General features: G+C 58.8%; 15 protein-coding genes. 12 read left to right on the top strand and 3 right to left on the bottom strand.

Annotated features, from left to right (window positions below):
* Nucleotides 1-170 precede the first annotated feature (170 nt).
* The gene (locus tag D3871_RS24325; RefSeq protein WP_119771708.1) at nucleotides 171-2,756 is read right to left on the bottom strand and encodes a bifunctional aconitate hydratase 2/2-methylisocitrate dehydratase; all 2,586 of its coding nucleotides are present in this window, start codon (nucleotides 2,754-2,756) and stop codon (nucleotides 171-173) included.
* A 286-nt stretch (nucleotides 2,757-3,042) separates the two neighbouring features.
* Between D3871_RS24325 and D3871_RS24320 the strand changes: the two genes are divergently transcribed.
* The 12 genes from D3871_RS24320 (at nucleotide 3,043) to D3871_RS24265 (ending at nucleotide 14,047) form a co-directional block, all read left to right on the top strand.
* The gene (locus tag D3871_RS24320) at nucleotides 3,043-4,497 is read left to right on the top strand and encodes a 4-hydroxyphenylacetate 3-hydroxylase family protein (protein ID WP_119771707.1); all 1,455 of its coding nucleotides are present in this window, start codon (nucleotides 3,043-3,045) and stop codon (nucleotides 4,495-4,497) included.
* A 53-nt stretch (nucleotides 4,498-4,550) separates the two neighbouring features.
* Nucleotides 4,551-5,045 carry a flavin reductase gene (locus tag D3871_RS24315; protein WP_119771706.1) on the top strand — a complete coding sequence of 165 codons (495 nt, stop codon included), beginning with the start codon at nucleotides 4,551-4,553 and terminating at the stop codon, nucleotides 5,043-5,045.
* A 55-nt stretch (nucleotides 5,046-5,100) separates the two neighbouring features.
* Nucleotides 5,101-5,517, top strand: coding sequence for a Rid family hydrolase (locus D3871_RS24310; protein ID WP_119771705.1), 417 nt, complete (start codon nucleotides 5,101-5,103; stop codon nucleotides 5,515-5,517).
* Between the two features lie 17 nt (nucleotides 5,518-5,534).
* Nucleotides 5,535-6,212, top strand: coding sequence for a DUF1028 domain-containing protein (locus tag D3871_RS24305; protein WP_119771704.1), 678 nt, complete (start codon nucleotides 5,535-5,537; stop codon nucleotides 6,210-6,212).
* Nucleotides 6,205-7,410, top strand: coding sequence for an acetylornithine deacetylase (gene argE / locus D3871_RS24300; protein ID WP_119771703.1), 1,206 nt, complete (start codon nucleotides 6,205-6,207; stop codon nucleotides 7,408-7,410). Before D3871_RS24305 ends, argE begins: the two co-directional genes overlap by 8 nt.
* A gap of 125 nt (nucleotides 7,411-7,535) precedes the next feature.
* Nucleotides 7,536-8,696 (top strand): branched-chain amino acid ABC transporter substrate-binding protein, encoded by a 1,161-nt coding sequence (locus D3871_RS24295; protein WP_119771702.1) that lies wholly within the window; start codon nucleotides 7,536-7,538, stop codon nucleotides 8,694-8,696.
* Nucleotides 8,697-8,738: 42 nt separating this feature from the next.
* A complete protein-coding gene (locus D3871_RS24290) occupies nucleotides 8,739-9,332 on the top strand; it encodes a HutD/Ves family protein (protein WP_119771701.1) in 594 nt (197 codons plus the stop codon).
* A 2-nt stretch (nucleotides 9,333-9,334) separates the two neighbouring features.
* Entirely contained in the window at nucleotides 9,335-10,282 is a 948-nt protein-coding gene (locus D3871_RS24285) for a LysR family transcriptional regulator (RefSeq protein WP_119771700.1), read from the top strand.
* A 190-nt stretch (nucleotides 10,283-10,472) separates the two neighbouring features.
* Nucleotides 10,473-11,393 carry a branched-chain amino acid ABC transporter permease gene (locus tag D3871_RS24280; RefSeq protein ID WP_119771699.1) on the top strand — a complete coding sequence of 307 codons (921 nt, stop codon included), beginning with the start codon at nucleotides 10,473-10,475 and terminating at the stop codon, nucleotides 11,391-11,393.
* Nucleotides 11,390-12,559, top strand: coding sequence for a branched-chain amino acid ABC transporter permease (locus D3871_RS24275; protein ID WP_119771698.1), 1,170 nt, complete (start codon nucleotides 11,390-11,392; stop codon nucleotides 12,557-12,559). The genes D3871_RS24280 and D3871_RS24275 overlap by 4 nt, the downstream gene beginning before the upstream one ends.
* A gap of 2 nt (nucleotides 12,560-12,561) precedes the next feature.
* Nucleotides 12,562-13,347, top strand: a complete 786-nt coding sequence (locus D3871_RS24270; protein ID WP_119771697.1) for an ABC transporter ATP-binding protein — start codon at nucleotides 12,562-12,564, stop codon at nucleotides 13,345-13,347.
* Nucleotides 13,340-14,047: an ABC transporter ATP-binding protein gene (locus tag D3871_RS24265; protein ID WP_119771696.1), complete on the top strand. Its 708-nt coding sequence runs from the start codon at nucleotides 13,340-13,342 to the stop codon at nucleotides 14,045-14,047. The genes D3871_RS24270 and D3871_RS24265 overlap by 8 nt, the downstream gene beginning before the upstream one ends.
* Nucleotides 14,048-14,379: 332 nt before the next feature.
* Here the strand turns inward: D3871_RS24265 and D3871_RS31435 are convergent, their stop codons facing one another.
* Together D3871_RS31435 and D3871_RS24255 are read right to left on the bottom strand one after the other, a co-directional pair.
* Nucleotides 14,380-14,535, bottom strand: coding sequence for a diguanylate cyclase domain-containing protein (locus D3871_RS31435; RefSeq protein ID WP_274381781.1), 156 nt, complete (start codon nucleotides 14,533-14,535; stop codon nucleotides 14,380-14,382).
* The gene (locus tag D3871_RS24255; RefSeq protein ID WP_158598038.1) at nucleotides 14,508-15,359 is read right to left on the bottom strand and encodes a diguanylate cyclase domain-containing protein; all 852 of its coding nucleotides are present in this window, start codon (nucleotides 15,357-15,359) and stop codon (nucleotides 14,508-14,510) included. Before D3871_RS24255 ends, D3871_RS31435 begins: the two co-directional genes overlap by 28 nt.
* Between the last annotated feature and the right edge of the window lie 113 nt (nucleotides 15,360-15,472).

Genomic DNA, 15,472 nt, shown 5'->3' with positions numbered 1-15,472 from the left:
CTCAAGATTTTCCGCAAGGGCTTGAAATGCGCTCTAACGTTACTCTGCGAGACGTGATGCCCAATGAAAATCGGGAAGCGGTACCGTGAGCACCGCTTCCCGACCGTGTGGTTTGACAGACTGCATCCCGTTACCTAGTCATCCTCGGGATGCGCCATCATGGGCGTGGCTTAGACCTTGACCGTATCCGCGACTTCACTGAATTCCTGCAGCTTGTCGAAGTTCATGTAACGGTAGATCTGCGCCGCATTCTTGTCGAGCACGCCGGTATGTTCCATGTACTCTGCCTTGGTCGGAATCTTGCCAAGGGTCGAGCAAACCGCTGCCAGTTCAGCCGAGCCGAGATAGACGCGGGTATCCAGACCGAGACGGTTCGGGAAGTTACGGGTCGATGTCGACATGACGGTAGCGCCCTTGCGAACCTGTGCCTGGTTACCCATGCACAGCGAGCAGCCCGGCATTTCCATGCGCGCGCCGGTGCGGCCAAGCGTGCCGTAATGGCCTTCTTCGGTCAGTACCTGCTGGTCCATCTTGGTCGGCGGGGCGACCCACAGACGTACCGGAATATCGGTCTTTCCTTCGAGTAGTTTCGCTGCGGCACGGAAATGACCAATGTTGGTCATGCAGGAACCGACGAAGACTTCATCGATCTTGTCACCGGCGACCTCGGACAGGGTCTTCACATCGTCCGGGTCGTTCGGGCATGCAACGATAGGTTCGTGGATATCGGCCAAGTCGATTTCGATCACGGCAGCGTATTCCGCATCCGCATCCGGCGACAGCAGTTCCGGCTTGGCAAGCCATGCTTCCATGGCCTTGATGCGGCGCTCGAGCGTACGCTTGTCCTGGTAGTCGTTGGCGATCATCCATTTCATCAACGTGATGTTGGATGTCATGTATTCCATGATCGGCTCTTTGTCCAGGTGCACGGTGCAACCTGCGGCGGAGCGTTCGGCCGATGCGTCAGAGAGTTCGAACGCCTGTTCAACCTTCAGCTTCGGCAAGCCTTCGATTTCCAGGATGCGGCCCGAGAAAATGTTTTTCTTGCCTTTCTTTTCCACGGTCAGCATGCCTTGGCGGATCGCGTACAGCGGGATCGCATTGACCAGGTCACGCAGGGTGACGCCAGGCTGCATTTCGCCCTTGAAGCGCACCAGTACCGACTCCGGCATATCCAGCGGCATCACGCCGGTTGCAGCGGCGAACGCCACCAGACCCGAGCCTGCAGGGAAGGAGATACCGATAGGGAAACGGGTATGCGAATCGCCGCCGGTGCCGACGGTGTCGGGCAACAGCAGGCGATTGAGCCAGGAGTGGATCACGCCATCGCCCGGACGCAGTGCCACGCCGCCGCGATTGGCGATAAACCTTGGCAATTCCCGGTGGGTTTTGACGTCGACCAGTTTTGGATAGGCCGCGGTATGGCAGAACGATTGCATCACGAGATCAGCCGAGAAGCCCAGGCAGGCGAGGTCTTTCAGTTCGTCGCGTGTCATCGGGCCTGTCGTATCCTGCGATCCGACGGTCGTCATCTTGGGTTCGCAATAGGTGCCCGGACGAATGCCCTGGCCTTCCGGCAGGCCGCAGGCACGGCCAACCATCTTTTGCGCGAGCGAGAATCCCTTGTCCGATGCAACCGGATTCTGCGGCAGTCGGAACAGGGTGGACGGTGCCAGGCCCAGCGCTTCGCGCGCCTTGGATGTCAGGCCGCGGCCGATGATCAGCGGAATGCGTCCGCCTGCGCGCACTTCGTCAAACAGCACATCCGACTTCACGGTGAATTCGGCGATTACTGCACCATTCTTCAGTGCCTTGCCTTCGTAAGGACGCAGTTCGACGACGTCGCCCATGTCCATTTGGGACACATCCAGTTCGATCGGCAGGGCGCCGGCATCTTCCATGGTGTTGTAGAAGATCGGAGCGATCTTGGTGCCCAGACAGACGCCGCCGAAACGCTTGTTCGGGATGAATGGAATATCTTCGCCGGTGAACCAGAGCACCGAGTTGGTCGCGGATTTGCGCGAGGAGCCGGTGCCGACCACGTCGCCGACATAGGCGACCAGATTGCCCTTGGCTTTGAGCGCTTCGAGCTGCTTGAGCGGACCGATCTTGCCCGGCTCATCGGCATCGATGCCGGGACGCGGGTTCTTCAGCATGGCCAATGCATGCAGCGGAATGTCGGGACGGGTAGTCGCGTCAGGCGCAGGGGACAGGTCGTCGGTATTGGTTTCGCCGGTGACCTTGAATACGGTCAGCGTCAGGCTTTGCGGGACTTCCGGACGCGATGTGAACCATTCCGCATCGGCCCAGGACTGCAGCACCAGTTTCGCGTTGGCGCTGCCCTTGTCTGCCAGTTCCTTGACATCATGGAAGTAGTCAAACATCAACAGGGTCTTTTTGAGTCCCTCTGCAGCCACCGCGCCGACTTCCGTGTCATCGAGCAGCTCGATCATCGGCTTGATATTGAAGCCGCCCAGCATGGTGCCGAGGAGACGGGTAGCTTCCTGGCGAGAGATCAGGGCGCACTGTTCTTCGTTCTTGGCGACCTTTTCCAGGAACGCGCTTTTGACCTTCGCAGCATCGTCCACGCCCGCTGGCACACGATATGTGATCAGTTCGACAAGGAATTGCTCTTCGCCGCTCGGCGGATTCTTGAGCAGGGCGACGAGTTCTTCCGTTTGTTTTGCCGACAAGGGGAGGGGCGGGATACCGAGCGCGGCGCGTTCGGCTACATGCTGGCGATAGGTTTCTAGCATAGCGGACTCATTTATTAGCAGGATTGAAAGTCATGAGCCTGCTGCAACTTCCCACGATGCGGAAAACCACGAGCAGACTACACCTGCCCTATTTTACCGCGACAACTCTTCTATAAGACATAAGAGTTTGTAAAAATTTTTTGCACCCGATTTCGTGCCGATTGTCAGTCTGCCATCCCGAAGGCATCTTTTTTATCGTCACCCTGTAAGAAAACCATAGCTTCGCAAATCAGGCGTTCATGCAAGAATCAATCGCATCAACAACTCATCTACAGAGGAGGCGAGCATGATTAGAACCGGCGAGCAGTACAGGGATTCGCTGCGCGATGGCCGTGAGGTATGGATCGATGGCGAGCGCGTGGAGGATATCACCAGGCACCCCGGTTTCAAGCCTGTCGTTGACATCCGCGCGCGCATCTATGACCTCGCGCATGAAGAGGCAACGCGCGACGTCATGACATATGTGGACGAGTCCACTGGCGAGCGCAATGCGATTGGCCTCAAGTTGCCGCACACGCAACAGGATTGGCATGACAAGCGGCGCGCCGTCGATACGGTGATGGACGATATCGGCGGCATCGTGACGCGTGTCGGCGATGAAACCATCGGCGAAATGTGGTCGCTGTATGACGGCAAGGATGTGTTGAATGAAGTCGATCCGCGCTTTGCGGAAAACATAGACCGGCATATTCACCGGGCGCTCTACACCGATCCCTTCCATGTTTCCGCCAACACCGATCCGAAAGGCGACCGCTCCAAACCGCCGCAGGAACAGGATCCCGATTCGCTGTTGCATGTGGTGAAGGAAACCGATGCCGGCATCATTGTGCGCGGCGCGAAATACGAGACTGCCGCGGCCTATGCCAACCAGGCATTCGTCAAGCCGACCATCGCCAATTGGGGTGAGGAGAAATTGTCCGACTATGCGCTCGGTTTCATCTGTGACATGGGCGCATCCGGCGTCAAGCATATTTGCCGCTCCAGTTTCGTCGGCCGCGCGCCCAGCGAAGACTACCCACTGGCCAGCCGCTTTGATGAAGTCGATACGCTGGTCATCTTCGATAACGTGCTGATCCCCTGGGAAAATGTGCTGTTCTACCAGCATACGAGAGCGGCGAGCTTCATCCGTTCCACCCTGCACCGCTACAGCGCGTTCGCCTGGGTCCAGCGTGCCTTGCGTATGGCCGACCTGATGATCGGCGCGGCACTGTTCAACGTGCGTCAGACGGGCCTAGAAAAACAGCAGGCGGTCCAGGAAAAACTGGCGGCACTGGCGGTGTATCGCGAAACCATCAATGCCCATCTCACCGCTGCGATTGCCGCCAGCGAAGAGAGTCCGTCCGGACTGCTGATGCCGAATCAGTCGATGCTCTATACCGGACGCGTCCAGGCCTGTACCCAGCTGCCGGCCATGATGCATATCGCGCGCGAATTGTGCGGCGGACAGATTTGCGTCACCCCGTCCGCCGCTTCCTTCCATCATCCGGAAATCGGCAAGTGGATGGACAAGTACTACTCGATCAATGGCAACTGGGTCGCCGACGATCGCCGCAAACTGCTTGCCTTCGGCCGCGACTTGCTCAATTCGGATTACGCCGGTCATCGCCTGACCTTCCAGCTGTTCGCGCAATCGCCGCCGTTCGCCCATCTGGCGGCGGTCTATCGCAACTTCGACTTCAATACGCCGCTGAGGCATGTCAAGAAATCCGCCGGCCTGTCGGATCGTGTACTGGCGAAGTAAGGAATATCGATGTCTGCGACGGCACCTGTCGCTCGGTATTGAGGAGGTGAAAAATGCTGCGTGAAAATTTTGTCGACGGCATGAGCCGTGTGCCGAACAGTGTATCGGTCGTGACCACCGACGGCATTGCCGGCCGTTTCGGTGTAACGGTCAGTGCGACGGCGTCGGTATCGGCTGATCCGCCCACCTTGCTGGTCTGCGTGCATCACTTGAGCCGAGCGAGTCAGGCGATCATCGAGAATGGCGTCTTCTGCGTCAACCTGCTGCACACCGAAGCCTCAAGAATTTCCGACACTTTTGCCGGACGCGTGGCCGCGCCGGAAGGCGACAAGTTCGGTTGCGCCAGCTGGCATACGCTGCAAAGCGGCGCACCGGTGATCGACGGACCGCTGGTCGCCTTCGATTGCAAGCTGATGCAGCACATGCAGGTCAACACGCACTACATCTTCATCGGCGGCGTGCTCCATGTCGAGTTCGGCAAGACCGCACGCCCGTTGCTGCATGCCAACCGCAGTTATGGGACGGCATGGCTGTTTCCTCCCGCCTGACAGGCGATTGCAGGCATCGTCAACGCATTCTTTTCATTCACCAAGGAGTGATTCAATGGTTCATACACGCATCCGCCCCTTCAACACGCGCGACATGTATCCCGGAAAGGGCATGGACAATGATCTGTGCATGGCCGTGCGCGCCGGCAGTCACGTCTGGCTGCGCGGCCAGACCGGCTTCGACCTCGAAGGCAATATGGTCGGCATCGGCGACCCGGCGGCGCAAACCGAGAATGCGATGAAGTGCGTCAAGATCCTACTCGGCGAGGCGGGTGCGAAGCTCGAACACATTACCAAGATCACTGTGTACATCAACGACCGCGCGCATCGCGAAGCGGTCTACGGCGTGATCGGCAAATGGCTCAAAGGCGTTTATCCATGCTCGACCGGCTTGATCATCAGCGGCTTCGCACGTCCGGAAATGCTGATGGAAATCGACGTCGAAGCGATGATTCCCGAGAACGACGCATAACCCATACAACATTAGCCATGACATTCTCGCTTACTGCCTATTGTCCGGAAACGCGCATGGTCGGCGTCGCCATCACCACCTCCAGCATCTGCGTCGGCAGCCGCTGTCCCTGGGTGCGCGCCGGCGCTGGCGCCGTCGCCACGCAAAACGTGACCTTGCCGAGCCTCGGGCCGGATATCCTGGACCGGCTGGAGGCCGGCATGGGGCCGGCCGATGCGCTCGCGGATGCCTTGCGCGGGCGCGAGTTCAATGGGTACCGGCAAGTGGTCGTGGTGGATACGCAGGGACGCAGCGCCCACTTTACCGGCACGGAAATCCTGGGCACCAATGCGGTCGCCACCGGCGACGGTTGTATCGCCGCCGGCAATCTGCTGTCGACCGTCGAGGTGCCGCAGGCGATGGCCGGTGCATTCGCAGCGGCCAAGGGCGAGCATCTGGCGGAACGCCTGCTGCGCGGCCTTGCTGCCGGGGTCGCCGCCGGCGGTGAGGTCGGTCCCGTGCATTCCGCGGCGCTGCTGGTCGCCAGCGATCTCGCCTGGCCGCTGGTCAATCTCCGTGTCGACTGGGAAGACGAGGAACCGGTCACGCGCCTGCGCACGCTGTGGGACATGTACAGGCCGCAAATGAATGACTATGTGGCGAGGGCATTGAATCCGCCGGCGGCACCCAGCTACGGGGTGCCGGGCGATGAGTGAGTCCGCACCCACATCCATTCGCAGCCGGGCGCTGATTGAGCGCCTGGTCGGCTTCAATACGGTCAGCCGCGAGTCGAACCTCGCGTTGATCGGCTTCATCCACAGCTATCTCGAAAGCCATGGCGTGGAATGCGAACTCCACTTCAACGAGGAACGTAACAAAGCCAGCCTGTTCGCCACCATCGGTCCGCGCGACCGGGGCGGGATCGTGCTGTCCGGCCACACCGATGTGGTCCCGGCCGACGGGCAGCGCTGGACCAGGCAGGCATTTCAACTGACCGAGGAAGACGGCCGCCTGTACGGGCGTGGCACCACGGACATGAAATCCTTCATTGCGGCAGTGCTATCCTTTGTTCCCGACTTTGTCAGGATGGATCTGCGGATACCGGTTCATCTTGCTTTCTCCTACGATGAAGAAATCGGCTGTCTCGGCGTGCGTCCCTTGCTGGCGGCGATCGGCAGCCGCGCGGTGAAGCCCATCGCCTGCGTGATCGGCGAGCCCACCGAAATGCGCGTGGTCAGCGGGCACAAAGGCAAGCTGGCGATGCGCTGCCAGGTGCATGGTAGCGAAGGCCATTCGGCTTATGCTCCCTATGGCGTGAACGCGATCGAATACGCGGCGAAACTGGTCACGCGCCTGGCGCAGATCGGCGAGCGGCTGGCGACCGCCGAGATCAACCCGCGTTTCGATCCGCCGTTCAACACGCTGCAGACCGGCGTCATCAGCGGCGGCCGGGCGCTGAACATGATCCCCGGCGATTGCCATTTCGATTTTGAAGTGCGCGCGCTGCCGTTATTCGATCCACAATGCGTGGCGGACGAGATCTGCGACTATGCCGAGCGGGAATTGCTGCCGGAAATGCGGAAAAAATCGGCGGCGAGCGATATCTCCTTCAATCTGCTGTCCAGTTATCCGGGCCTCGACAGCGCGGACGATTTGCCGATTGTGCGCCTGCTGAAGTTGATCACCGGCGCACAGCATGCCGAGACGGTCAGCTACGGCACCGAGGGAGGATTGTTTACCGCCGCCGACATTCCAACCGTGGTATGCGGTCCGGGCAGCATGGCGCAGGGGCATCAGCCTGACGAGTTCATCACGGTCACGCAGGTGGCCGCGTGCGAGAAGTTCCTGCAGCAGTTGGTTGAAATGCTTTGCAAGACAGACGCTAACAATTTGTTTGACTCTAGCGATAAATAATGTAGCCTCCGATTCGTCCCGCTACGTTACGCTAGCCTGGTTGTTGTTTGGAAGTTCGTTGCGTTATTCACCGTTGTCGTGCGGCGGTGAGTCTTATAAATCTATAAATAATTTAGGAGATGACGATGCCAAAATTCAGCACAACATTCAGCGAAGGCTTGCCAAACTGGAAACGCGCCACGCAGGTAATTCTGTGTACGCTCAGCCTGTCGGCGCTGCCGCATATCGCTGGCGCGCAGGACGCGATCAAGCTGGGCTTCATCGGGCCGCTGACCGGAGGGAATGCGCAGCAAGGCCTGGGGGCGCGCAACGGCTTCCTGCTCGCGATTAAGCAGGCCAACGCAGCCGGTTATCCCTTCCGCATCGAGGGCATCACGCTGGATGATGCGTCCGATCCCGCCGTTGGCGTCTCGGCCGCGCTCAAGCTGGTCAACGACAACCAGGTAGCGGCCGTGACCGCGCACTGGAACAGCCCGGTCGCGCTGGCCACCACGCCGGTGTTCAACCGCTATCAAATGCCCACCGTCATCTGGGGCGCGATCAGCCCCAAGATCACCGAAGCCAATCTGCCGGTGGTGACGCGTGTCACGCCTACGCTCGAACAGGAAAACAGGCCGCTTGCCGAGTGGCTGGTCAAATCCTACAACCGGAAAAAAATGGCCATCATTTCGGACACCAGCGATTATGGTGTCTCCAACACGAACGCGATGAGCCAGTACTTCACCGCGGCCGGCGGCACGGTCATCAGCAAGGCTGCCGCGCCGGTCGGGACGACCGATTTCCAGTCGATGCTGACCAAGATCAAGAGCGAAAACCCGGACATCATTTACTTCGGCGGCGTGATCACCGAAGCCGCGCTGGTCCGCAAGCAAATGATGGCGCTGGGCATGGCGCAGATCCCAATGTCCGCCATTTCCGGCATTTACGATCCGAAGTATCTCGAAATCGCCGGCTCGGCCGCCAACGATACCGTGGTCAGCTCGCCCCGGGTGCCGGAAAGCGCAGCGCTGCAGAATTTCCAGAAAGCCTATGAAGCAGCCGGCTTCAGCGAGCCCGCCGGACCGTACGCAAAGTATGCCTACGATGCCGCCAATATCATGCTGAAAGCCATCAAGGAGAACGGCTACAAGGACAAGGCCGCCCTCGCCAAGGTGATCCGCAGCATCAAGTACAACGGCGTGCTGGGGCAGACCGAGTTCGATCAAAAAGGCCAGACCAGGCTGCCGGTTATCATCGATATCAAGGAAGCCAGGGATGGCAAATGGGTCGACTGGGCGCAGAAGTGAGTGGCACGCTTCGCTTTTTGCGACGCTCGCGGAGACCAGCGGATGCCCATTCACGCGCAACACTATAACGCTGCCGCTTATCGTGTCGTGCCGTGGAAGAATGGCCTTGGCTCGACCCGCGAGCTGACCGACACCGGGTCCGGCATCGGGTTCGCCTGGCGCATCAGCGTGCCGGAGATTGTGCAGGCGGGGCCATTTTCCCGCTTTGATGGCGTGGACCGGTTGCTGATCCTGCTGGAAGGCACGGGCTTGGGATTGCGTTGCGGCCAGCGTGACGAGATGGTGCTGAAGAAGCCCTTCGATACGTTGTATTTCCCTGGCGACGAAGCGACCGAAAGCCGTTTGTGCAACGGCCCGGTGCGCGTATTCAACATCATGGCGGCACGCGACAAGGCGCGCTTTTCAGCCTCGGTACTGCACTTGGAAGCGGCACCGGCACTGCATCACCCCGCTCCCCGCAGTACGACGCTGGTCCACTGCCTGCGAGGGAGCTGCCGGCTTGCCTATGACGCTGCGCAGCACGAGCTCGGGGTGCAGGAAACCCTGCGCCTCGACACGGTGTCCGGCGGCGAACGCATCGTCCTGTCGTCAGCGAGCTCTGCGACCATCATCAAGATCGACATCGTAAACGGGTAGCCATGGTCAATTACACCCTCAGGCAGTTGAAGTATTTTCTGACCACTGTTGAATGCGGCAGCGTCGCGGAGGCGTCGCGCCGCCTGTATATTGCGCAGCCCTCGGTGTCGTCGGCGATCAAGAGCCTGGAAGACAATTTCGGCATCCAGCTTTTCATTCGCCACCACGCGCAGGGAGTGACCCTGACGCCCGCCGGCATGCGCTTTCATCACAAGGCGCAGGAGCTTCTGCGCGTGCTGCGCGAGTTCGAACAAAACGCGCTCGCCGACAACGACGTGGTGTCGGGACAGATCGATATCGGCTGCTTCAAAACGCTCGGCCCGGTCTATCTGCCACGGCTGATCGCCGATTTCTCACGCGCCTATCCGGGGGTCAAGCTCAATATCAAGGACGGTGACCAGTCTGACATGAAGAACTGCCTGCAATCCGGGCAACTCGATCTGGCGATTCTCTATAACCAGGAGATAGACGAGAGCGTGTTCGACAATTCGGTACTGCTCGATGAATTGCGTCCCTACGTGATCTTGTCGGCGGACCATCCGCTGGCCGGACGGGACAGCGTGTCCTTGCATGAACTCAGCACCGAGCCGATGATCCTGCTCGACCTCTTGCCGAGCAAGACTTACTTTCTCAGCATTTTCCGCGACTACAACCTCGCGCCGCACATCGCATTCCGTTCGCCTTCGCTGGAACTGGTGCGCGGCCTGGTCGGGCGCGGGCTCGGCTTTTCCGTGATGGTCACGCGGCCGGAAATCGATGTCACCTACGATGGCAACCACATCGTATGCATGAAGATCAAGGAGTCGGTCGACAGCGTCAGCCTCACCGCCATCTGGCTAAAGAGCAACCAGCTCACGCGGCCTGCGCAATTGTTCGTTGATTTGTGCCGCAAGACGCTGAACCGGCACGGGATGGAGAACACCGACAAGATTATCAATATTGGATTTTGAAAGTAGTGCTACTGGGTCATAAGCTACCGCTTTGCGAACCCCCCGGCTCGTCCCCCTGCAAGGGGAGGGAACCGTGTAGCGGTAGTTTGTGACGTGATAACAATAACCCGGGATACGGATTCCCAGGCATCCCGAATCCGGCACGGTAGACTCGCATGTTCAGTGGTATGGCCCTTTTGGAGGAGACACGATGGCAGCGGAAGTGATTCAACAACTGTTGAACTGGCTGGTGCTCGGCAGTATTTACGCCTTGCTGGCGATCGGTTTCAGCTTGCTGTTCGGAGTGATCAATGTGATTCATTTCTCGCACGGCGATGTCTCTCTGATCGGGCCGTTCGTCGCCCTGGCGATCGTTCCCGCGCTCGGATCGGCGTTCGGCCCAGGCGGATCCGTAAGCGCGCTGCTGATGTCGATGCTGGCGGCGATTTTCATCATCGGCATCCTCGGCGTCGTGATCGAGCGTATCGTGATCCGGCCCTTGCGCGACGCGCCGGCGATGATGCCGCTGGTGGCAACCGTCGCGTTGGGGATCTTTCTGCGTGAAGCGATTCGCCGTTTTTATCCCCAGGGCAGCAATCCACAGGCATTTTCGATGCCCTTCTCCGCCCCGGCATTTTCGTTGGGTGAGGTCGCGGTCAGCTGGTTCAGCGTGATCGTGCTGGCGACCACCGCGACCTTGCTGGCGGGCCTGTTCTTCTTCCTGAAAAAGACGCCGATGGGCGTGCGCATCCGCGCTGTATCGCAGGACAGGGAAGCGGCGCGTCTGATGGGCGTGCGCTCCAACCGGGTGTTTCAATCGAGCTTCTTCATCGCTTCCGCGAGTGGGGCCATTGCCGGGCTGTTTTATGCCGGTAACGTCGGCGCCACCCGCTTCGACTTCGGCATCCTGGCGGGACTGATGGGATTTTCGGCAGCGGTGGTTGGCGGCCTTGGCAGCATTTTCGGCGCGGTGGTCGGCGGCTTGCTGATCGCCGGCGCCGAAGTGCTGGCCCAAGCACTGGTACCGGACGGCGCCGCCTACCGCCAGGTGTTCGCGTTCATGATGGTGATCGTATTCCTGCTGTTCCGGCCGGAAGGCTTGCTCGGCAAAGTCGTTGTGGAGAAGGTATGACGATGGCGAATCAATCTGCACGCCTAGGCCCGGGCCGGGCGACAGCTCTGGTGGTGGCGCTTGAAACTGGTCTGGCCATCTGGCTTTATCTGTTCCTGATGCTGGAGTCGTGGCCGCTGCTGCTGGCCTTGCTGGTGCTCGGCGTCGGCGCGCTGCTGTATATGCAGCGTCATCAGGCTGCGGAGCGCGCGATCATCGACAGTTTCGCGCAATGCAAAGTGCTGTCGATGGTATGGATGAGCGTACTGGTGTTGGTGTTTCCATTCCTTTTGCAAGGCAATACCTATGTGCTGCACTTGCTGGTCATTTCGCAACTGTATGCAGTGCTCGCACTGGCCCTGAATTTTCAGCTCGGCAGCGCCAACATTCCCAATTTCGCGACCGGTGCGTCGTACGGCATCGGCGCCTATACCTCGGCCTTGCTGGCACTTCATTGGGGCATCAGCTTCTGGTGGTGCCTGCTTGCTTCCGCGATGGTCGCCACGCTGTTCGGATTCCTGTTGGGGATTCCGTGCATGCGCACCCGCAATTCGTATCTGGCGCTGGTGACGATCGCGTTCGGCATCGTGTTGCAACAGCTGATCAACAATTTTTCATGGACGGGGGGGCCGAACGGATTGGTCGGGATTCCGGCGCCGACGCTGTTCGATCATTCGTTTGCCGATCCCATCGTGGTCTTCGGTCACAGCTTGCCGAGCCAGGTGAATTTTTATCTGCTCGCCTTCGCCTTGATCGTGGTGTCAGTCATCGTCGCCAGGCTGCTGCACAACTCGCGCGTCGGACTGGCATGGAATGCATTGCGGACCGATGAGCTGGCGGCCAGCGCGCAAGGGATCAACGTCACCTGGTACAAGATGCTGGCGTTTGCGGTCGATGCCTTCATGGCGGCATTCGCCGGCACCATTTACGCGTCTTACGTTACGTATATTTCGCCCGACAACTTCACGTTCCTGGTATCGGTGACCATCATGACGATGGTCATTGTCGGCGGCATGGACAATGTGCTGGGCGTGATACTCGGCGCCTTTTTACTCACCGTGCTGCCGGAGAAATTCCGCATCTTTTCGGACTATCGCTTGTTGATCTATGCCGCCGTGGTGATCCTGATGCTGATCGTGCGCCCTCAGGGCCTGATTCCGAAACAACTACGTCGTTACAAGGGATGAGCATGAGTCCGGTCATTTTACGTTGCGAGGGAGCCACCATCCGTTTCGGCGGCCTGACGGCACTCAACGATGTGAGTTTCGAGCTGCGGCAAGGGCATATCCTTGGCATCATCGGGCCCAATGGCGCGGGCAAGTCGACGCTGTTCAACCTGCTGACCGGGATTTACAAGCCAGTCGCCGGCAAGCTGGAATTCATGGGACACAACCTGGTCGGCGTGACGCCGCATCAGATCGTCCGCCTCGGTATTAGCCGCACATTTCAATCCAGTCGCTTGTTCGGTGACTTGAGCGTGCTCGATAACGTCCTCATCGGCATGCATACGCAAACCACGACCGGCGTCATGCGCGCGATCTTCATGCCGTGGCGCGCGCGACGCGAACTAACGGCGGCGGCGGAACGCGCGGGTCAATTGTTGCGCATGGTATCCGAGGAATTGTATGAAAACAGGTTCAGCCTGGCTTCCGGGCTGGCCCAGGCAGACCGTCGCCGGCTGGAAATCGCGCGAGCACTGGCGGCATCGCCCAAGCTGCTATTGCTGGATGAACCATCGGCCGGTATGGACGACAAGGAAACCGATGCACTGATCACGGATATCCGCCGCATACAGCAGATTCAGCCGACACTGTCGCTGATCATTATCGAACACGATATGCGGCTGGTTGCCGATCTTCCGGACTCGATCATGGTGTTTGATTTCGGCCAGAAAATTATGGAAGGAAGCTTCAATGAGATTCGTAAAGTCGAACGAGTCCAGCAGGCCTATCTGGGGAAAGCCGCACATGCTTGAACTGAACAATGTGAGCAGCGCTTATGGCCGCGTGCCGATGCTGCGCAATGTGACGCTGGATGTGAAACAGGGCGAAGTGGTGTGCCTGCTGGGACCGAACGGCGCCGGCAAAACCACGCTGTTCCGGGTGATCACCGATCTGGTCCGCCCGACCGAAGGCGAGGTCAAGCTGCTCGGACGCAAAGCCGGCGAGGTCGGCACCGAGCGAATCGCCGCGCTGGGCGTGGGACTGGTGCCGGAAGGCCGGCGTCTGTTCCCCCAACTGACCGTCCTGGAAAACCTGCGCCTAGGTTTCGACGCCGTCACCGGCGGAAAAAACAGGCATGCCTTCGAGCAGCGGCTGCACGATACGACGGCGCTGTTCCCGCGCGTACGCGAGCGCCTGTTACAACCGGCCGGTACGCTGTCCGGCGGCGAGCAGGCCATGGTGGCGCTGGTGCGCGCCATGATCGGCCAGCCGCAGATGATCATCATGGACGAGCCTTCGCTGGGACTGTCGCCGAAGCTGATTGATGAATACTTCGAAGTCACGCATGAAATCAGCCGGCAGGGAACGACCGTTTTGCTGATCGAGCAGAATGCGGAAAAAGGCCTGGGCATCGCCGATCGTGGATATCTGATGGTCAAAGGCCGCGTCGTTGCCGCCGGCAAGGCGGATGAACTGCTCGATAGCAAGGTGATCGAGGACGCTTATTTCTAAGCAGACAAGTAGTGCCGGTACGAAGGCCTGTACTACTTGTCTGCCTAAGAAAGCAACGTGAATATGCAAACCATCGCCTCGAAGTTGTGCATGAATGATTTCAATTAGTGCGCTCTGAGATGGAACGGTATCGACGCTTTCTAATGGGCAAGGGGAATTCCAGCTGATGGGCTGGCCGGTTGAGGCGAAGGAAATGGAATGCGGTCCGATGACAAGATCATGGATGGACCTGCCTCAAGACGTTCTGACGCAGTTACTCCATCGCTGAAAATCCGTAAGGATTTAATGAACGTCGCATGGACGGCTGATCGCAGGCGATCACACCTCGACAATCAAATCGTATCTGCATCCGCCGAAAAGAACTGGCAGTTGCTGCGGCCTTTTTCCTTGGCATGGTACATCGCGGCATCCGCATTGCGCATCAGCGTGTGTTCATCCTCGCCGTCGGTCGGATACAGGCTCAGACCGATACTTCCGCTGATATGCAATGCGTGATTCTCGATATGGAATGGTTCCGCCAGCGCTTTGAGAATTTTTTCGCCACTAAAGACGCGACTTCTGCACTGATGATTTCCGGTAGACAGATCACGAACTCATCGCCACCCAGGCGGCCGAGGCTGTCCGTCTCACGCACACAGCGTTTCATGCGTTCTGCAGCCGCTTTAAGCAGTTCATCGCCGACATGATGCCCGAGCGAGTCATTGATTTGCTTGAATCGATCCAGATCGATGAAGAGTATCGCCACTTCACGCTGGTAGCGTCGTGCAAGTGCAAGATCGCGTTTTATCCGCTCCTGCAGCAAGGCCCGATTGGGCAGGCCGGTCAGCGCATCATGCGTTGCCAAGTAGAGAATCTTTTCCTGCGCCTGTTTGCGCTCGACGATCTCTTTCTGCAATTGGATATTTTGTTCTACCAGCTGCTTTTGGACGGCGCGCAAGCTTAGATGTACATTGATCCGCGCCAGCAACTCTTCTTCATGAAACGGTTTCAGCATGTAGTCGACACCCCCCTTGCTGAATGCCTGGGTCTTGTTGAAAACATGATCGGCCGAACTGAGAAAGATAACCGGTATATCGCGCGTGCGCTCATCGGATTTCAACAGTTCGCAAACCTGATATCCATCCATGCCCGGCATGACCACATCAAGCAGGACAAGGTCAGCGAGATTGGCTTGCAGGTATTGCAACGCGGACGCGCCGCTTTTGGCCGCATGCACGGTATAACCATGCGCACTAAGGATATTGGTCAGCAGGCGCAGATTCTCCGACAGGTCGTCGACGATCAGGATGTTGTATTTGTTCTCACTTATCACTTTTATATCCGCACGCTGGCTCGCCATCGATTGATTGCATTCACCGCAGAAATCAATGATGCATATAGCATCTTTGTCGTTTTTATCGATAACAGTCAATACTTGTGAGTTGC

Source organism: Noviherbaspirillum saxi, assembly GCF_003591035.1.
In the GTDB taxonomy this organism is placed as follows: domain Bacteria; phylum Pseudomonadota; class Gammaproteobacteria; order Burkholderiales; family Burkholderiaceae_D; genus Noviherbaspirillum; species Noviherbaspirillum saxi.
This window is presented reverse-complemented; position numbering and strand designations above follow the sequence as displayed.